The organism is Streptomyces sp. NPDC029041, from assembly GCF_040637515.1.
Lineage (GTDB): Bacteria > Actinomycetota > Actinomycetes > Streptomycetales > Streptomycetaceae > Streptomyces.
Genome location: NZ_JBEZWO010000007.1, coordinates 120,005 through 137,569, shown reverse-complemented (window position 1 = coordinate 137,569; position 17,565 = coordinate 120,005). Strand labels below are relative to the sequence as shown.

Genomic DNA, 17,565 nt, shown 5'->3' with positions numbered 1-17,565 from the left:
GCCACGGCCGGCCGGTCAGCCGGACGATTGAGCACGCAGAACGGCGATCTGCCGAGCCACCCGCGGCCCGAGCACGGAAAGCACGAGCAACACACCGGTCACGACGATCTGCGACTGCGCCGAGACATCCTGGAGGCTCATCACGTTCTGCAGCGCCCCGAGCAGAAACACCCCGGCGATCGCACCACCCAACGTGCCCTTGCCCCCGTCGAAGTCGATACCGCCGAGCAACACGGCCGCCACGACGGAGAGTTCGAGACCCGTGGCGTTGTCATACCGCGCGCTCGCATAGTGCAGCGCCCAGAAGATCCCGGTCAGCGAGGCCATCAGCCCGGTCAGCGTGAAGAGGATCAGCTTCTGCCGCTTGACCCGGATCCCGGCGAACCGCGCGGCTTCCTCACTCGCACCGATCGCGAACAGCGACCGCCCGAACGGCGTGGCGTGCAGCGCGACCACGGCGATGGCGAGCAGGACGAGGAAGGGCAGCAGGGCGTAGGGGATGAAGGTGTCACCGATGCGCCCGGCGGCGAAGTCCAGGTACTGCGTGGGGAAGTCGGTCACCGCGTCGGATCCGAGCACGATCTGCGCGATGCCCCGGTAGGCGGCGAGCGTGCCGATGGTGACGGCGAGGGAGGGCAGCCCCAGCCGGGTCACCAGCAGTCCGTTGACCAGCCCGCACACCACACCCAGCAGCAGGCAGATCGGGATGATCGTCTCGATGGCCATGCCCTGGTTCCACAGGGCGCCCATCACGGCACCGGACAGACCGGCCGTGGACGCGACCGACAGGTCGATCTCGCCGGAGACCACCAGCAGGGTCATCGGCAGCGCGATCAGCGCGATGGGCAGGGTGTTGCCGATCAGGAAGGACAGGTTGAGAGCGTTGCCGAACCCGTCGACGGCTCCGAAGGAGAGCAGCAGCACCACGACGAGCAGGGCGCCCACGGCGGAATCCCACCTTTTCAAGGCGGACCAGCGGACCGCTCGGCTCAGGGAGATGTCAGCCATGGCGGGCGTTCCTCTTCTTCAGGGCGGAGGCCACGCGCAGCGCTACGATCCGGTCGACCGCGATGGCGAGGATGAGCAGGATGCCGTTGATCGCGAGCACCCACACGGAGCTGACGCCGAGGGCGGGCAGCACGCTGTTGATGGAGGTCAGCAGCAGCGCGCCGAGGGCCGCGCCGTAGACGCTGCCGGAGCCGCCGGTGAAGACGACGCCGCCGACCACGACCGCGCTGACGACGGTCAGTTCGTAGCCGTTTCCGGTGCCGGAGTCGACGTTGCCGAAGCGGGCGAGGTACATCGCGCCGGCGAGTCCGGCGAGGGCGCCGCAGAAGGTGTAGGCGGCGAGGATCCGCTTGCGGACGGGGATGCCGGCGAGGCGGGCCGCCTCGGGGTTGGAGCCGAGCGCGTACAGTTCACGGCCGCTGGCGAAGTGCTTGAGGTAGTAGGCGGTGGCGATGAGCACCGCCAGCGCGATCAGCGCCAGGTACGGCACCGCCGAGATGCCGCCGGAGCCGAAGTCGACGAATCCGCCGGGCAGATCGGCCGCGGTGATCTGGCGGGAGCCGACCCAGATGGAGTCGATGCCGCGGATGATGTACAGCGTGCCGAGGGTGACGACGAGCGCGGGCACCTGGCCGAGGCTGACGAGCAGTCCGTTGAGCAGTCCGCATCCGATGCCGAGCAGCACCGCCAGCGCGATGGCCACGACGGAGTCGCCGCCGCCCTGGAGATACGTTCCGGCGGCGAACGCGCTGATGCCGAGCGTGGATCCGACGGACAGGTCGACGTTGCGGGTGATGACGACCAGGGACTGGCCGGTGGCGACGAGGACGAGGATCGTCGCGTTCAGCAGCAGGTCCTTGATGCCCTGCTCGGACAGGAACTGGCTGTTGCCGGCCTGGGTGACGCCGATCATCACCAGGAAGACGACCAGGATGGCGAGTTCGCGCATCCTGAAGACGCGGTCGGCCAGCCGGGTGCCGCTCGACTTGGGCACGTCGGCCACGGGGGCCTCTTGCGGGGTCACGACCGTCATGCGGCGGCCCTCCCGGTGGCTGCGGCCATCACGGTTTCCTCGGTGGCGTCGGAGCGTGGGATCTCGGCGGTGAGCCGGCCCTCGTGCATGACCAGCACGCGGTCGGCCATGCCGAGGATCTCGGGCAGGTCGGAGGAGATCATCAGGACGGCCACGCCGTCGGCGGCGAGTTCCGACAGCAGCCGGTGCACCTCGGCCTTGGTGCCGACGTCGATGCCGCGGGTCGGCTCGTCGACGATCAGCACCTTGGGGCCGGTGGCCAGCCATTTGGCGAGCACGACCTTCTGCTGGTTGCCGCCGGACAGCGTGTTGACGGTGTCGGCGATCCGGGCGTACTTGACCTGGAGCCTGACGGCCCAGTCGAGGGAGCGGCTGCGCTCGGCGCCGCGGTCCACCAGCCCGGCCTTCACCGTCGTCCGCAGGCCCGTCAGCCCGATGTTCCGCTCGATGGACATGTCCATCACCAGGCCTTGGGCGCGCCGGTCCTCGGGGACCAGGGCGAGTCCGGCGGCCATGGCGGCCGAGGGCGCGCCGTTGACGAGGGCCTCGCCGTGGACGGAGACCTCGCCGGCGTCCCAGCGGTCGATGCCGAAGACGGCGCGGGCGACCTCGGTGCGCCCGGCGCCGACGAGCCCGGCCAGACCGACGATCTCGCCCCGGCGGACCTCGAAGGAGACGTCGGTGAAGACGCCCTCGCGGGTCAGCCGGCGCACGCTCAGGGCGACTTCGCCCGGCGTCACGTCCTGCTTGGGGTAGAGCTCGTCCAGGTCGCGGCCGACCATGCGGCGCACGAGGTCGTCCTCGGTCATGCCGTCCAGGGGCTCGCTGGCGATCCAGGCGCCGTCGCGCAGAGTGGTGACCCGCCGGCAGATCTCGAAGATCTCCTCCAGCCGGTGGGAGATGAACAGCACGGCGGCGCCCTGGTCGCGCAGGGTGCGGACGACGCCGAAGAGGCGGGCGACCTCGCTGCCGGTGAGGGCGGCCGTGGGTTCGTCCATGATCAGGACGCGGGCGTCGAAGGAGAGGGCCTTGGCGATCTCGACGATCTGCTGGTCGGCGATGGACAGGCCGCGGGCGGGCCGGTCGGGGTCGAGTTCGACCCCGAGGCGCTCCATGAGGGCGGCCGTCGCGTTGTGGGTGGCCTTGTGGTCGATCCGGCCGAGGGCGCGGCGCGGCTGGCGGCCCATGTAGATGTTCTCGGCGATCGACAGGTCGGGGAAGAGCGTGGGCTCCTGGTAGATCACGGCGATGCCGGCGTCGCGGGCGTCACCGGGTCCGTGGAAGGCGACGGGCGCACCGTCGAGCAGCACCTGGCCGGTGTCCGGCCGGTGCACGCCGGCGAGGGTCTTGATGAGGGTGGACTTGCCGGCACCGTTCTCACCGGCGAGCGCGTGCACCTCCCCGGGGAAGAGCTCCAGGGAGACGTCCCGCAGTGCGCGGACCGCGCCGAAGGACTTGGAGACGTCCTTCAGAGCGAGAACCGGGGCCGGACCCGTGGTGGACGGGTGGGTCATGAGGGCTCCTCGACGACGCCGGCGGGACGGCCCTCTCGGCGTCGTGAAAGGTTTCAACTTGGTTGCCGGGACGTTAGGCGGGCCGCGCATGTCACGTCAATGGGTTCTGGTCGAAAAAGTTTCGAGGACAGAAGGTCACGCATGGGTCACGGGAAAACACCTCGACCAGAGGGGTTGACACCCCTACGGGGGGCCCATAGCTTCGCGTCCTGAATCGTTTCATTCAGTGGTCGTCACGACCCCATGTCACAGGAGCCTGACGTGACCGAGCTCGCCGCGGCGAAGGCCGCTCTCAAGACACAGGCCGTCGAGACGCCGTCGTGGGCGTACGGGAACTCGGGCACGCGGTTCAAGGTCTTCGCGCAGCAGGGCGTGCCGCGCACCCCGTTCGAGAAGCTGGACGACGCGGCGAAGGTGCACGAGTTCACCGGGGTCGCCCCGACGGTGGCCCTGCACATCCCGTGGGACAAGGTCGACGACTACGGGGCGCTGGCGAAGCACGCCGAGCAGCGGGGCGTGAAACTCGGGGCGATCAACTCCAACACGTTCCAGGACGACGCCTACAAGCTGGGGAGCATCTGTCATCCGGAGGCCTCCGTGCGGCGGAAGGCCGTCGATCATCTGCTGGAGTGCGTCGACATCATGGATGCGACGGGCTCGACGGATCTGAAGCTGTGGTTCGCCGACGGGACGAACTATCCCGGCCAGGACGACATCCGGGGGCGGCAGGACCGGCTGGCCGAGGGCCTGGCCGAGGTCTACGAGCGGCTCGGTGACGGGCAGCGGATGCTGCTGGAGTACAAGTTCTTCGAGCCGGCGTTCTACACGACGGACGTGCCGGACTGGGGTACCGCCTACGCCCATTGCCTGAAGCTCGGGCCGAAGGCGCAGGTCGTCGTCGACACGGGGCATCACGCGCCGGGGACCAACATCGAGTTCATCGTGGCGACGCTGCTGCGGGAGGGCAAGCTCGGCGGGTTCGACTTCAACTCGCGGTTCTACGCGGACGACGACCTCATGGTCGGGGCGGCGGATCCGTTCCAGCTGTTCCGGATCATGTACGAGGTCGTGCGGGGCGGTGGGTTCTCGCCCGAGGTCGCGTTCATGCTCGACCAGTGTCACAACATCGAGGCGAAGATCCCGGCGATCATCCGGTCGGTGATGAACGTGCAGGAGGCGACGGCGAAGGCGCTGCTGATCGACCGCGTCGCTCTGGCCGATGCACAGGCATCCGGTGACGTGCTCGGGGCGAATGCCGTGATCATGGACGCGTACAACACGGACGTGCGGCCGTTGCTCGCGGAGGTCCGGGGCGAGATGGGGTTGGACGCGAACCCGATCGCCGCGTACAAGGCGTCCGGGTGGGCCGAGAAGATCGTTGCCGAGCGGGTCGGCGGGCAGCAGGCGGGGTGGGGCGCGTAGGCGTCCGCCTGGATCTGCTGCCTGCGGGGTGCGGGTCGACCGTGGTCGATCGCGCAGTTCCCCGCGCCCCTGAGACACACACTCTCCCTTGCAAAGGAACTGTTCATGGCTGTTCATCCCGAAGCAGACGCTCTGCTCGCCCGGTCGCACCGGCTCGGCTCCGATCCTCGGAACACCAACTACGCCGGGGGCAATGCCTCCGCCAAGGGCACCGGGACCGACCCCGTCACCGGTGGGGACGTCGAGCTGATGTGGGTCAAGGGGTCCGGGGGTGATCTCGGGACGCTGACCGAGGCAGGGCTCGCCGTGCTGCGGCTGGACCGGATGCGGGCGCTCGTCGACGTCTATCCGGGTGTCGAACGCGAGGACGAGATGGTCGCCGCGTTCGACTACTGCCGGCACGGCAAGGGCGGGGCCGCTCCGTCCATCGACACCGCCATGCACGGACTGGTCGGGGCCGCGCACGTCGATCATCTGCACCCGGACTCGGGGATCGCGCTGGCCTGTGCCGCCGACGGGGAGAAGCTGACCGCCGAGTGCTTCGGGGACAGCGTGGTCTGGGTGCCGTGGCGGCGGCCCGGATTCCAGCTGGGTCTGGACATCGCCGCCGTGAAGGAGGCCAGCCCGCGGGCCGTCGGCTGTGTTCTCGGCGGGCACGGGATCACCGCATGGGGTGACACCTCCGAGGAGTGCGAGCGGAACTCGCTGCACATCATCCGGACCGCCGAGAAGTTCCTGGCCGAGCGGGGCAAGGCCGAGCCCTTCGGGCCGGTGATCGAGGGCTATGCCGCGCCGAGTGCCCCGGAGCGGCGGGAGCGGGCCGCCGCTCTCGCCCCGTACGTGCGGGCGATCGCCTCCCTGGACCGGCCTCAGGTGGGGCACTTCGACGACTCCGAGGCCGTTCTCGACTTCCTCGCGCGCGCCGAGCACCCGCGGCTCGCCGCGCTCGGGACCTCCTGCCCGGACCACTTCCTGCGCACCAAGGTCCGGCCGCTGGTGCTGGACCTGCCGCCGAGCGCGCCGCTCGACGAGGCGATCGCCCGGCTGAGGGAGCTGCACGCCGGGTACCGCGAGGAGTACGCCGCCTACTACACGCGGCACGCCCTGCCCGACTCCCCCGCCATGCGCGGCGCCGACCCGGCGATCGTGCTGGTGCCGGGCGTGGGCATGTTCTCCTTCGGCAAGGACAAGCAGACCGCCCGGGTGGCGGGCGAGTTCTACGTCAACGCCATCAACGTGATGCGCGGGGCGGAGGCCGTCTCCACCTACGCGCCGATCGAGGAGTCCGAGAAGTTCCGCATCGAGTACTGGGCGCTGGAGGAGGCCAAGCTGCAGCGGATGCCGAAGCCGAAGGCGCTGGCGACCCGGGTGGCGCTGGTGACGGGTGCCGGGAGCGGAATCGGCAAGGCGATCGCGCACCGGCTCGTGGCGGAGGGCGCGTGTGTCGTCGTCGCCGACCTGAACGGTGAGAACGCCGCCGCCGTCGCCGAGGAGCTGGGCGGGCCCGACAAGGCCGTCGCCGTGACGGTGGACGTCACCTCCGAGGAGCAGATCGCCGGGGCGTTCCGGGCGGCCGTGCTGGCCTTCGGCGGAGTCGACCTCGTCGTCAACAACGCGGGCATCTCGGTCTCCAAGCCGTTGCTGGAGACCTCCGCCGAGGACTGGGACCTCCAGCACGACATCATGGCCCGCGGCTCCTTCCTGGTATCGCGGGAGGCGGCCCGGGTGATGATCGCCCAGCAGCTGGGCGGCGACATCGTCTACATCGCCTCCAAGAACGCCGTGTTCGCCGGGCCCAACAACATCGCCTACTCCGCCACCAAGGCCGACCAGGCCCACCAGGTGCGGCTGCTCGCGGCCGAGCTGGGCGAGCACGGCATCCGCGTCAACGGCGTCAATCCGGACGGCGTGGTGCGCGGCTCGGGGATCTTCGCCGGTGGATGGGGCGCCCAGCGGGCCGCCGTGTACGGGGTCGAGGAGGAGAAGCTGGGTGAGTTCTACGCCCAGCGGACCCTCCTCAAGCGCGAGGTGCTCCCCGAGCACGTGGCCAACGCCGTCTTCGCGCTGACCGGCGGGGACCTCACCCACACGACCGGTCTGCACGTCCCGGTCGACGCCGGCGTCGCGGCCGCGTTCCTGCGATGAGCGCGGCCGTGAAGGCGTACGCCGCGGTCGATCTCGGCGCGTCCAGCGGGCGCGTCATGGTCGGCCGGGTCGGACCCGACAGCCTGGAGCTGACCGAGGCCCACCGGTTCGTGAACCGCCCGGTCAAAGTCCCGGAGGGCCTGCGCTGGGACATCCTCTCGCTGTACGGCGGTGTCCTGGACGGGCTGAGGGCCGCGGGGCAGGTCGACTCCGTAGGGATCGACAGCTGGGCCGTGGACTACGGGCTGCTGGACGCGGACGGCGCTCTGCTCGGCAACCCGGTGCACTACCGGGACTCCCGGACCGAGGGGATCGCCCAGAAGGTCTGGGCCACCGTCCCCGCAGCGGAGCTCTACGCGGCAACCGGCCTGCAGTACGCGCCCTTCAACACGCTCTACCAGCTCGCCGCCGATCAACTCAGGGGTGCGCAGCGGTTGTTGATGATCCCCGATCTGCTCACGTACTGGCTCACGGGCGAGCAGGGCACCGAGCTGACCAACGCCTCGACCACCCAGCTGATCGATCCCCGCACCCGCACATGGTCGTACGACATCGCGCAACGGCTGGGCATCGACCTGGAGTTGTTCGCTCCACTGCGGCAACCGGGCGATCCGGCGGGCCTGCTGCGGCCCGAGGTGCTGGAGGAGACCGGGCTGAGCGGTCCCGTGCCGGTGACGGCCGTCGGGTCGCACGACACCGCGTCGGCGGTCGCCGCCGTCCCCGCGGCGGGTGAGCGGTTCGCCTACATCTGCACCGGCACCTGGTCGCTGGCCGGTCTGGAGCTGGAAGCGCCGGTGCTGACCGAGGAGAGCCGGGCCGCCAACTTCACCAACGAGCTGGGGCTGGACGGCACCGTCCGCTATCTGCGGAACATCATGGGGCTGTGGTTGCTCCAGGAGTGCGTACGGGCCTGGGGCGACCCGGATCTCGGCGCGCTGCTGCTGGAGGCGTCCAGGGTTCCGGCGCTGCGGTCGGTCGTGGACGCGGGCGACGCGGCGTTCCTCGCGCCCGGCCGGATGCCGGAGCGGATCGCCGGGGCATGCCGTGTCTCGGGGCAGCCGGTGCCCGAGTCGCCGGCCGAGGTGACCCGCTGCATCCTCGACTCCCTCGCGCTCGCGCACCGCAGGGCCGTCCAGGACGCCCAGCGGCTCGCCGGGCACCCGGTCGACGTGGTGCACGTGGTCGGGGGCGGCACGCGCAACGCCCTGCTGTGCCAGCTCACCGCCGACGCGTGCGGCCTGCCGGTGGTGGCCGGACCCACCGAGGCGGCGGCCCTGGGGAACGTCCTGGTGCAGGCGCGGGCGCACGGCCTGGTCGGTGACCTGGCCGGGATGCGGCGGCTGCTCGTGAACACGCAGCCGCTCACCCGGTACGAACCGCGCGGCGGGACCGAGCGGTGGGGCGCCGCACAGGCTCGGCTCACCACGAACTGAGGGGGCTCCCGTGGGCCTCCCCACCCGGGTTACGCTGCACTCATCCGATGACCGAGCACGAGGAGCCGCGATGCGTGTCGCCTTGTTCCTGACCTGTGTCAACGACACGCTGTATCCGTCCACCGGACGCGCCGTGGTGAAACTGCTGGCCAGGCTGGGTGTCGAAGTCGACTTCCCGATGGCGCAGACCTGCTGCGGGCAGGCGCACTACAACACCGGGTACCGCCATGAGGCCGAGCCTCTCGCCCGGCATTTCTCCGATGTATTCGGCGCGTACGAGGCGATCGTCACACCGTCCGGGTCGTGCGGGGCGATGGTGCGGGAGCTGTATCCGCGGATGGGCGAGCGGGCCCGGGCGGAAGGCCGTGGGGACACCCTCGCGGCGACGCTGGCGCCGGTGGTGCCGAAGACGTACGAGCTCACGGAGTTCCTGGTCGACGTGCTGGGCGTGACGGACGTCGGGGCGTACTACCCGCACAAGGTGACCTACCACCCGACCTGCCACGGGCTGCGCGGACTCGGACTCGGCGAGCGGCCGCGGCGGCTGCTGCAGGCGGTGAAGGGGCTGGAGCTCGTCGAACTGCCGGGCGCGGAGGAGTGCTGCGGGTTCGGCGGCACCTTCGCCCTGAAGAACTCCGACGTCTCGGCGGCGATGGGCACCGACAAGGTGCGCAACGCCGAGTCGACGGGCGCCGAGGTGCTGTGCGCGGCCGACAACTCCTGCCTGATGCACATCGGCGGGACGATGACCCGGCTGCGGACCGGTATGCGGCCGGTGCACCTCGCGGAGATCCTGGCGAGCACGGAGGAGGAACCGGTCGTATGAGCGGGACGTATCTCGGTATGCCGGCGTTTCCGGAGGCGGCGCGGGCGGCCGTCGGGAACCCGACCCTGCGCGGCAACCTGCGGCACGCCACGCACACCATCCGGGCCAAGCGGGCCGCGGCCGTCGCGGAGGTCTCCGACTGGGCCGAGCTGCGCGAGGCGGGCAAACGGATCAAGGACCACACCCTGCGCCGTCTCGACCACTACCTCGTGCAGCTGGAGGAGTCGGTGGTGGCCGCGGGCGGCATCGTGCACTGGGCCGCCGACGCGGACGAGGCCAACGAGATCGTCACCCGGCTGGTGAAGATGACCGGCGAGTCGGAGGTCGTCAAGGTCAAGTCGATGACCACGCAGGAGATCGGTCTCAACGAGGCCCTGGAGGCCGCGGGCATCCACGCCTACGAGACCGATCTGGCCGAGCTGATCGTGCAGTTGGGGAAGGACCGGCCCTCGCACATCCTGGTCCCGGCCATCCACCGCAACCGGGGCGAGATCCGGGACATCTTCGCCCGTGAGATGAGCGAGTGGGGCCGCCCCGCCCCCGAGGGCCTGACCGACCGACCGGCCGAACTCGCCGAGGCCGCCCGTCTGCACCTGCGGGAGAAGTTTCTGCGGGCCAAGGTCGGCATCTCCGGCGCCAACTTCATGGTCGCCGAGACGGGCACCCTGGTCGTCGTGGAGTCCGAGGGCAACGGCCGGATGTGCCTGACCCTGCCCGAGACGCTGATCTCGGTCGTCGGCATCGAGAAGATCGTGCCGACGTGGCGGGACCTGGAGGTCTTCCTGCAGACACTCCCCCGCTCCTCCACGGCGGAGCGGATGAACCCGTACACGTCCACCTGGACCGGCACGTCCGATCAGGACGGCCCGAGCACCTTCCATCTGGTGCTGCTGGACAACGGACGCACCGACACCCTCGCCGACGAGGTGGGCCGGCAGGCACTGCGCTGCATCCGCTGCTCGGCCTGCCTCAACGTGTGCCCGGTGTACGAACGGGCCGGCGGCCACGCCTACGGCTCGGTCTATCCGGGTCCGATCGGTGCCATCCTCAGCCCGCAGCTGCGGGGCACGGGCAGCGAGATCGACGCCTCACTGCCGTACGCCTCGTCGCTGTGCGGGGCGTGCTACGAGGTGTGCCCGGTCGCCATCGACATCCCCGAGGTGCTGGTGCACCTGCGGGAGCGGGTGGTGCAGGGCGGCGAGGTCACGCGCCAGGGCAACAAGGTGGTGCTGCGGCCCGCGAAGGGGCATGCCGCCGAGCGGGCGGCGATGCGTGCGGCACGCTGGGCGTTCACGCACGCGGGGGCGCTGCGCGCCGGCCAGCGCGCCGCCTCCCGGACCCGCCGCTTCCACCCGCGGACGCTGCCCGGCCCGGGCCGGGCCTGGAGCGGGACCCGGGATCTGCCGCCGGTGCCCGCCGAACCGTTCCGGGACTGGTGGCAGCGGACTCACGGCGGGAAGGACGGGGACAGGTGAACAGCAGGGAACGGATCCTGGGACGGGTGCGGCGCGCGCTCGCGGACGCACCGGCGGACGAGGCGCCGATCGCGCGGGACTACCTGCGCGAGCACGGGCGGCGGACCGTCGCGGAGACGGTGGAGCTGCTCGCCGAGAACCTGGCGGACTACCGGGCGCTCGTGCACCGCACGGACGCCGGCGGGCTGGCCGCCCTGATCGCGGGGCTGCTGGAGCAGCACGGGTCGGCGTCGGTGCTGGTGCCGCCCGGGCTGGACGAGGAGTGGCTGACGGCGACCGGGGTGAGGCGGGTGCCCGACCGGGCCGAGAGCACCCCGGACGAACTGGACCGGGTGGACAGCGTGGTGACCGCCTGCGCGGTGGCGATCGCCGAGACCGGCACCATCGTGCTGGACGGCTCGCCCGACCAGGGCCGCCGCCGCATCACTCTCGTCCCCGACCATCACATCTGCGTGGTGCGGGTGCCGGGCCAGGTCGTGTCGTCCGTGCCGCAGGGGCTCGAACGCCTCGATCCGGGGCGCCCGTTGACGTGGATCTCCGGGCCGTCGGCCACCAGTGACATCGAACTGGACCGCGTCGAGGGGGTGCACGGTCCGCGCACACTGGAGGTGATCCTGGTCGGCGAGGACTGACCCCCGCCTCCGGGCTCGGGGCAGGATCGGGTCGCTGTCGGTCCTGCCCTGTCAGCCGGTGCCGGAGGCGTCCAGCAGGGCGGTCACGGTGGTCGTGGTCAGGCCGTCCAGCGTCTCGATCCCCGCCCCGGCCCGGGCGCTGGCCCCGTCGAAGACGAGCATCAGCTGACGGGCGAGCAACTCCGGGTCCCGCGCCCCTCCCTCCGCGGCCTGCGTACGGAAGAAGCCCAGCAGCCCCTCCTTGGCTCCGCGGGCGACGGCGCTCGCCGGGTGCTCGGGGTCCTTCAGCTCGACCAGCGCGGCGAGATAGGGGCAGCCGCGGTAGGCGGGCTCGGCCGAGGCCTTCTCCAGCCGTTCGAAGACGTGCAGGATCCTCGCACGGGGGCTGCCGCTCTCCTCCTGCGGTCCGGGCGCCAGCCGCTCCTCGTACGCCGGGAGCTGCCGGGCCAGGCTCGCCGCGAGGACCTCGTCCTTGCTTCCGAAGAGCTGGTACATGGACCGCTTCGAGACCCCGGCGCTGCGGCACAGGGTCTCGACGCCGAGGGAGACGCCCTCGCGGTAGAACAGCTCGCCCGCCGCGTCGAGGAGCCGGTCCCGGGTGGACGCCTTGTCGGTTGTGGCCATAGAGGGAGAGTAGCGCGCCGCGCGCCTGCGGGAAACCGATCGGTTTTACCGTCGGTCCCGGGCAGGAACCCCGTGACAGCGTGGGTGAACAAGCGCTTAGATAGTGCCCTGCCCGTCCACCCCCGCCGCCGTCCTGGAGGCCACCGTTGTTCACATCCGTCGACGACGTCTCCGTACGCCTCGCCGAGACCGGCTACCTCGCCTCCCCCGCCGTCGCCACGACCGTCTTCCTCGCCGACCGCCTCGGCAAGCCGCTCCTGGTGGAGGGCCCGGCCGGCGTCGGCAAGACGGAGCTCGCCAAGGCCGTCGCCGAGGTGGCCGGAGCCCGCCTGGTGCGCCTGCAGTGCTACGAGGGGGTCGACGAGTCCCGGGCGCTGTACGAGTGGAACCACGCCAAGCAGCTGCTGCGCATCAGCGCGGGCCGCGACGAGACGTGGGACGAGGCCCGTACGGACATCTTCAGCGAGGAGTTCCTCCTCACCCGGCCCCTGCTGACCGCGATCCGCGGTGACGACCCGACGGTGCTGCTGATCGACGAGACCGACAAGGCCGACGTCGAAGTGGAGGGCCTGCTGCTGGAGGTGCTCAGCGACTTCCAGGTGACCGTGCCCGAGCTGGGCACCATCACCGCGACGCGCCGGCCTTTCGTCGTCCTCACCTCCAACGCGAGCCGGGAGCTGTCCGAGGCGCTGCGCCGCCGGTGCCTCTTCCTGCACATCGGTTTCCCCGACGAGGAGCTGGAGCGCAGGATCGTACGGCTGAAGGTGCCGGGGCTCGACGAGACGCTGGCCCGCTCGGTCGTCCGGGTCGTGGGTGCGCTGCGGGCGATGGACCTGCGCAAGGTGCCGTCGGTCGCCGAGACCGTCGACTGGGCGCACACCCTGCTCGCACTCGGCGCCGAGTCGCTGGACGAGACGGTCGTGCAGGCCACGCTCGGCGTGCTCCTCAAGCATCAGGACGACGTCCTCAAGGCGTCCGCCAAGCTCGACCTGGACGCCCTGTGACGACGTCGGCGGGCGTCGCCGAGCGGCTGACGTCGCTGGTCGGGGCCCTGCGCGCGCACGGGGTGCGGATCGGCACCGGCGAGACGGTCGACGCGGCACGGGCGGTCGCGGAACTCGGCCTCGCGGACCGGGAGCTGCTGCGCGAGGGGCTCGCGGCGACGCTGCTGCACGGGCCCGCGCAACGACAGGTGTTCGACCCGGTCTTCGACCTGTACTTCCCGCGCGGTGTCGGCGGCCCGGAGCAGCGGGCGGCGGGCCGCGAGGACCTGCGGGACCGGCTGGCCGACGCGCTGGCCGCCGACGACCGGGCGATGCTGGGCCGGCTGGCGATCGAGGCGGTCGACGGCTTCGGCGGCTACGGTTCCTCGCCGGAGTCGGACGGCTGGTCGTCGTACCAGGCACTCGAACGGCTGCGGCCGCAGACCCTGCTGGCCCGGGTGCGTGACGACATGCGGGGCCAGGGCGGGAGGCAGGGGTTCGCGGACCGGCTGCTGGAGGACGAGATCCGGCGGCGCATCGACGCCTTCCGCGCCCTGGTGGCCGCTGAGGCGAGGCGGCGGGTCGCCGAGCGGCGCGGCCGGGACGAGATCGCCCGGCGGGCGGTGGCCCCGACCGCGGACCGGGTCGACTTCCTGTTCGCCGGGCAGGACCGGCTCGCCGAGCTGCGCAGAACGGTGCAGCCCCTGGCCCGCAAGCTCGCGACCCGGCTGGCGGCCCGGCGCCGTCGCGCTTCCCGGGGTGCGATCGATCTGCGGCGGACCCTGCGCGGCTCGCTGTCGACGGGCGGAGTGCCGATGAAGCCGGTGCTGCGCGCACGGCGCCCCGCACGCCCCGAGCTGGTGCTGCTGTGCGATGTGTCGGGGTCCGTCTCCGGCTTCTCCGACTTCACGATGCTGTTGGTGCAGGCGGTGCACGACCAGTTCAGCAAGGTGCGCGTGTTCGCCTTCGTCAACCGGATCGACGAGGTGACCGGTCTGCTGGAGCACGGGCGGGCCGATCCGGAAGGGCTCGGCACCCGTATCCAGGCGGAGGCGGCCGTCACGGGCTATCACGGAAGCAGTGACTACGGCATGGCCCTGGGCGAGTTCGCCGAGCGGTACGCGGACGCGGCCGGTTCCCGCACGACCGTGTTCGTCCTCGGTGACGCCCGTACGAACCGGAGCGACCCGAATCTGCCCGCCCTGCGGCAGATCGCCGAGCGGGCCCGCCGCGTCCACTGGCTGAACCCCGAGCAACGCTCCCGCTGGGGCACGGGCGACTCCGTCGCGCCCGCCTACGCCGAGCTGGTCGAGATGCACGAGTGCCGCAACGCCCGGCAGTTGAGCGCCCTGGTGGCCCGGCTGCTGCCGGTGTGATCAGGCGGCGGCGAGCTGCGGGTAGAGGGCGGCCGGGTCGGCCGCGAGACCGGCCTTGACCTGCCGTGAGAGGTCGTCGGCCAGGACCTCGTAGGCGCCGGACGCGATGCCGTCGAGGGCCTGGGCGGCGACGGAGCGGGCCGAGGACTTGGGGGCGTCGACCCCGGCGGTCATGTCCGTGTCGACGTAGCCGACGTGGAGGCCGGTGACGTCGATTCCGCGCGGCTTCAGGTCCAGGCGCAGCGAGTTGGTCTGCGACCAGAACGCTGCCTTGGAGGCGCTGTAGGACCCGGCCAGGCCGATCCAGGACAGCACGGAGTGGACGTTGAGGATGTGGCCGCCGCCGTTGCCCTCGATGACGGGGACGAAGGCCCGGGTCACCAGGAGCGGCCCGTAGAAGTTGGTCTCGAACTCGCGCCGGACGTCCTCGACGGGCGAGTCGAGGAAGTTCGCGTTCACCGACGCGCCGGCGTTGTTGATCAGCAGGGTGACGTCCCCGGCCCGCCCGGCCGCCGCCGCGACGGACGCGGGGTCGGTCACCTCCAGGGCCAGCGGCACGGCGTCGGGGTGCGTGACGGTGCGCGGGTCGCGGGCGGTGGCGTACACCTTCCGCGCGCCCCGTTCGTACAGGGCCTCGACCAGCGCCCGGCCGATGCCGCGGCTGCCGCCGGTGACCAGGGCGACGGAACCTTCGATGGCGGTCATGGGATCTCCCTTGTCGCACAGCTTGGAAACCGATCGGTTTCCCGTGTCGGGAAGCGTAAACCGATCGGTTTCCAAGGGCAAGGGAGGCCGGGTGGCCGGCTGAAGAAGGTGGAGGTGGAGGCCGCGCTAGTCCTTCTTGGCGTACTCCTTGGCCATGCTGCCCGCGAAGTCGTACACCACGCACTGCTCGTCGCCGACGACCCAGGCGTCGTGGCCGGGCGCGCAGACGAACACGTCGCCGGGTCCCACTTCGCTCTCCGCGCCGTCGTCCATGCGGATGTGCATACGACCCGAGACGACATAGCCGTTGTGGTGGATCCGGCAGCTGTCCGTCCCCGCGATCGGGGCCACGGACTCGGACCACCGCCAGCCCGGTTCGAAGGTGGCCACGGCGAAGTCCAGTCCCGTCATGTGGACGGCTTCCAGGTGGCCTCGGGGGTAATCGCGCCGCTCGTCCGGCTTGTCGAGCGTCTTCACCTCAAGCATGACGCTCCTCCTCGGTGAGGGTTTGCTTCCATCGTCCGTCCGCCCCGCGGGCAGCGCCATTCAGGGGGCGACAGCGCCGCAGAGCTCGGCGAAGCGTCCGGCGTCGATGTTGCCGCCGGAGATGACGACGCCGACCCGAGGGGGAAGCGGGCCCGCCCGGCCGGTGAGCAGCGCGGCCAGCGGGGTGGCGCCGCTCGGCTCGACGACGATCTTCAGACGCTCGAAGGCGAAACGCATCGCGTCCCGGATCTCGTCGTCGGTGACCAGGACGACCTCGTCGAGGAGCCGCCGGTTGACCGAGAAGGTCAGCTCTCCCGGCGTGTGCAGGGCCTGGCCGTCGGCGATGGTGTGCGGGACCGGGATGCTGACGCGCCGGCCCGCTTGCAGCGAGCGCTTGGTGTCGTCCCCGGCCTCCGGTTCGACACCGACGGCGCGGATGCGGGGGTGCAGCCCCTTGGCCGCCGTCGCACTGCCGGCCATCAGCCCGCCACCGCCGACCGGCGTCAGCAACGCGTCCAGCTCCCCCACCTCTTCCAGGAGTTCGAGGGCGGCCGTGCCCTGCCCGGCCATGACGTGCGGATGCTCGTAGGGCGGGATGAGGACGAGGCCGCGCTCGGCGGCGAGGGCCTCCGCGACGGCGACGCGGTCTCCGGTGTAGCGGTCGTACGTGACGATCTCGGCGCCGTAGCCGGCGGTGGCGGCCCGCTTCGAGGGCGGGGCGTCCTCCGGCATGACGATGACGGCGGTGGTGCCCAGCTCCCGGGCGGCCAGGGCGACGGCCTGGGCGTGGTTGCCGGAGGAGTAGGCGGCGACGCCCCGGGACAGCTGCTCGGGGGTGAGGCGCGAGGCGGCGTTGTAGGCGCCCCGGAACTTGAAGGCGCCCACCCGCTGGAAGTTCTCGCATTTGAGGAAGACCTCGGCTCCGGCGAGCGCGTCGAGGGTGCGGGAGCGCAGCACGGGTGTGCGGTGGGCGACGCCCTCGAGCCGGGCGGCGGCGTCCCGGACGTCGTCGAGGGTGACCGGCGGGGTGGTGGTCGTCACGCGGATCCTCCGGTGGGAGTGTCGTGGGCGGCCCGGGCCCGGGACAGGTAGTTGTAGGCGGAGGCACGGGAGATGCCGAGCCGGGCGGCGACCTGTTCGACGGCGCCGCGCACGGCGAAGACCCCGCGGGTGTCCAGGCCGCCGAACAGTTCCACCCGCTCCGCGCGGTCGAGCTCCGCCCAGCTGCCCCGCTGCTGCGAGCGGTGGGCGTCGACGAGGGCGTCGACCACGGAGTCGATGTCGTTGCCGAAGGTGGTCGTCGGGAGCTCCGCCGGAGCGGCGGCGCCGACTCCGGCGAGTGCGCCGAGCAGGCCGTGGACCTGCGTGACCGCGCCGACGTCCACGTTGACGCACAGGGCGCCGAACACGGCTCCCGTGGAGTCCCGCAGCACGATCGTGGAGGACTTCGTCACCGCGCCGTTGCGGGTGCGGGTGACGTAGTTCAGTTCGTCGGACGCCTCGTCGCCGCGGGCGAGGACGCGCATGCCGATCTCGCTCATCGCGCCGCCGACCGCGCGCCCCGTCACCGCTCCGGCCACCGCGACCACCGAATGCTCGGGATCCCGGTAGTCGTGCAGCACGACGTCGCAGACCGGCCCGAAGGTCGCGGCGATCCCGTCCACGACGGGTTTCAGTGCGGCGAGGATCGCGTCCCGCTCGGCGTTCGGATCGTTGCCCATGCCCACCTCTCTCACACCCCTCACTTTAGACCAGGAGTCCAGCGCTTGGATAGGCAGTCCAGAGAATCGCCAACAGTTGGCAATGGTTTTCACATGACTTCGACCGCGGCCCGCTTCTGACATTCATCCCCATCTAGCGTGATGCCTGCCGATGACCTTTGTGCACGCCCGTCCTGGAGGAG

Annotated in this window: 16 protein-coding genes; 8 read left to right on the top strand and 8 right to left on the bottom strand. The window is 71.3% G+C overall.

Going from position 1 to position 17,565, the window contains the following annotated elements:
- Positions 1-15: 15 nt before the first annotated feature.
- Genes AB0F04_RS19270 through AB0F04_RS19260 form a run of 3 tightly spaced genes read right to left on the bottom strand, consistent with a single transcriptional unit; the run spans position 16 to position 3,555 of the window.
- Entirely contained in the window at positions 16-1,008 is a 993-nt protein-coding gene (locus AB0F04_RS19270) for an ABC transporter permease (RefSeq protein ID WP_362043037.1), read from the bottom strand.
- A complete protein-coding gene (locus AB0F04_RS19265; protein WP_362043035.1) occupies positions 1,001-2,041 on the bottom strand; it encodes an ABC transporter permease in 1,041 nt (346 codons plus the stop codon). The genes AB0F04_RS19270 and AB0F04_RS19265 overlap by 8 nt, the downstream gene beginning before the upstream one ends.
- Positions 2,038-3,555 carry a sugar ABC transporter ATP-binding protein gene (locus AB0F04_RS19260; RefSeq protein ID WP_362043033.1) on the bottom strand — a complete coding sequence of 506 codons (1,518 nt, stop codon included), beginning with the start codon at positions 3,553-3,555 and terminating at the stop codon, positions 2,038-2,040. Before AB0F04_RS19260 ends, AB0F04_RS19265 begins: the two co-directional genes overlap by 4 nt.
- A gap of 261 nt (positions 3,556-3,816) precedes the next feature.
- On the opposite strand from AB0F04_RS19260, the gene rhaI reads away from it, so the two are divergent.
- The 6 genes from rhaI (at position 3,817) to AB0F04_RS19230 (ending at position 11,488) form a co-directional block, all read left to right on the top strand.
- Positions 3,817-4,977 (top strand): L-rhamnose isomerase, encoded by a 1,161-nt coding sequence (rhaI, locus tag AB0F04_RS19255; protein ID WP_362043031.1) that lies wholly within the window; start codon positions 3,817-3,819, stop codon positions 4,975-4,977.
- Positions 4,978-5,082: 105 nt separating this feature from the next.
- A complete protein-coding gene (locus AB0F04_RS19250; RefSeq protein ID WP_362043029.1) occupies positions 5,083-7,122 on the top strand; it encodes a bifunctional aldolase/short-chain dehydrogenase in 2,040 nt (679 codons plus the stop codon).
- Positions 7,119-8,555, top strand: coding sequence for a rhamnulokinase family protein (locus tag AB0F04_RS19245; RefSeq protein ID WP_362043027.1), 1,437 nt, complete (start codon positions 7,119-7,121; stop codon positions 8,553-8,555). Before AB0F04_RS19250 ends, AB0F04_RS19245 begins: the two co-directional genes overlap by 4 nt.
- A 70-nt stretch (positions 8,556-8,625) precedes the next feature.
- Positions 8,626-9,381: a (Fe-S)-binding protein gene (locus AB0F04_RS19240; protein WP_362043025.1), complete on the top strand. Its 756-nt coding sequence runs from the start codon at positions 8,626-8,628 to the stop codon at positions 9,379-9,381.
- Positions 9,378-10,856: a LutB/LldF family L-lactate oxidation iron-sulfur protein gene (locus AB0F04_RS19235; RefSeq protein ID WP_362043023.1), complete on the top strand. Its 1,479-nt coding sequence runs from the start codon at positions 9,378-9,380 to the stop codon at positions 10,854-10,856. The genes AB0F04_RS19240 and AB0F04_RS19235 overlap by 4 nt, the downstream gene beginning before the upstream one ends.
- Positions 10,853-11,488: a lactate utilization protein C gene (locus AB0F04_RS19230; protein ID WP_362043021.1), complete on the top strand. Its 636-nt coding sequence runs from the start codon at positions 10,853-10,855 to the stop codon at positions 11,486-11,488. The genes AB0F04_RS19235 and AB0F04_RS19230 overlap by 4 nt, the downstream gene beginning before the upstream one ends.
- A gap of 51 nt (positions 11,489-11,539) precedes the next feature.
- Here the strand turns inward: AB0F04_RS19230 and AB0F04_RS19225 are convergent, their stop codons facing one another.
- Complete coding sequence (locus AB0F04_RS19225) at positions 11,540-12,112, bottom strand: TetR/AcrR family transcriptional regulator (RefSeq protein WP_362043019.1); 573 nt, start codon at positions 12,110-12,112, stop codon at positions 11,540-11,542.
- Between the two features lie 146 nt (positions 12,113-12,258).
- On the opposite strand from AB0F04_RS19225, the gene AB0F04_RS19220 reads away from it, so the two are divergent.
- Both AB0F04_RS19220 and AB0F04_RS19215 read left to right on the top strand, forming a co-directional pair.
- The gene (locus AB0F04_RS19220; protein ID WP_362043017.1) at positions 12,259-13,116 is read left to right on the top strand and encodes a MoxR family ATPase; all 858 of its coding nucleotides are present in this window, start codon (positions 12,259-12,261) and stop codon (positions 13,114-13,116) included.
- Positions 13,113-14,471, top strand: a complete 1,359-nt coding sequence (locus tag AB0F04_RS19215; RefSeq protein WP_362043015.1) for a VWA domain-containing protein — start codon at positions 13,113-13,115, stop codon at positions 14,469-14,471. The genes AB0F04_RS19220 and AB0F04_RS19215 overlap by 4 nt, the downstream gene beginning before the upstream one ends.
- On the opposite strand, the gene AB0F04_RS19210 is transcribed toward AB0F04_RS19215, so the two are convergent.
- The 4 genes from AB0F04_RS19210 to AB0F04_RS19195 all read right to left on the bottom strand — a co-directional run bounded on the left by AB0F04_RS19210 (position 14,472) and on the right by AB0F04_RS19195 (position 17,383).
- Positions 14,472-15,176, bottom strand: coding sequence for an SDR family oxidoreductase (locus tag AB0F04_RS19210; protein ID WP_362043014.1), 705 nt, complete (start codon positions 15,174-15,176; stop codon positions 14,472-14,474).
- Between the two features lie 126 nt (positions 15,177-15,302).
- The gene (locus AB0F04_RS19205; protein ID WP_053673613.1) at positions 15,303-15,662 is read right to left on the bottom strand and encodes a cupin domain-containing protein; all 360 of its coding nucleotides are present in this window, start codon (positions 15,660-15,662) and stop codon (positions 15,303-15,305) included.
- A 60-nt stretch (positions 15,663-15,722) separates the two neighbouring features.
- Complete coding sequence (locus AB0F04_RS19200) at positions 15,723-16,703, bottom strand: pyridoxal-phosphate dependent enzyme (protein WP_362043012.1); 981 nt, start codon at positions 16,701-16,703, stop codon at positions 15,723-15,725.
- Positions 16,700-17,383: a helix-turn-helix transcriptional regulator gene (locus AB0F04_RS19195; RefSeq protein ID WP_362043519.1), complete on the bottom strand. Its 684-nt coding sequence runs from the start codon at positions 17,381-17,383 to the stop codon at positions 16,700-16,702. Before AB0F04_RS19195 ends, AB0F04_RS19200 begins: the two co-directional genes overlap by 4 nt.
- Positions 17,384-17,565 lie beyond the last annotated feature (182 nt).

What these genes read in the sequence shown, in the direction of transcription:
- AB0F04_RS19270 (WP_362043037.1), bottom strand. Translation starts at nt 1,008, where the DNA reads ATGGCTGACATCTCCCTGAGCCGAGCGGTCCGCTGGTCCGCCTTGAAA.
- AB0F04_RS19265 (WP_362043035.1), bottom strand. Translation starts at nt 2,041, where the DNA reads ATGACGGTCGTGACCCCGCAAGAGGCCCCCGTGGCCGACGTGCCCAAG.
- AB0F04_RS19260 (WP_362043033.1), bottom strand. Translation starts at nt 3,555, where the DNA reads ATGACCCACCCGTCCACCACGGGTCCGGCCCCGGTTCTCGCTCTGAAG.
- AB0F04_RS19250 (WP_362043029.1), top strand. Translation starts at nt 5,083, where the DNA reads ATGGCTGTTCATCCCGAAGCAGACGCTCTGCTCGCCCGGTCGCACCGG.
- AB0F04_RS19245 (WP_362043027.1), top strand. Translation starts at nt 7,119, where the DNA reads ATGAGCGCGGCCGTGAAGGCGTACGCCGCGGTCGATCTCGGCGCGTCC.
- AB0F04_RS19240 (WP_362043025.1), top strand. Translation starts at nt 8,626, where the DNA reads ATGCGTGTCGCCTTGTTCCTGACCTGTGTCAACGACACGCTGTATCCG.
- AB0F04_RS19235 (WP_362043023.1), top strand. Translation starts at nt 9,378, where the DNA reads ATGAGCGGGACGTATCTCGGTATGCCGGCGTTTCCGGAGGCGGCGCGG.
- AB0F04_RS19225 (WP_362043019.1), bottom strand. Translation starts at nt 12,112, where the DNA reads ATGGCCACAACCGACAAGGCGTCCACCCGGGACCGGCTCCTCGACGCG.
- AB0F04_RS19210 (WP_362043014.1), bottom strand. Translation starts at nt 15,176, where the DNA reads ATGACCGCCATCGAAGGTTCCGTCGCCCTGGTCACCGGCGGCAGCCGC.
- AB0F04_RS19205 (WP_053673613.1), bottom strand. Translation starts at nt 15,662, where the DNA reads ATGCTTGAGGTGAAGACGCTCGACAAGCCGGACGAGCGGCGCGATTAC.
- AB0F04_RS19195 (WP_362043519.1), bottom strand. Translation starts at nt 17,383, where the DNA reads ATGGGCAACGATCCGAACGCCGAGCGGGACGCGATCCTCGCCGCACTG.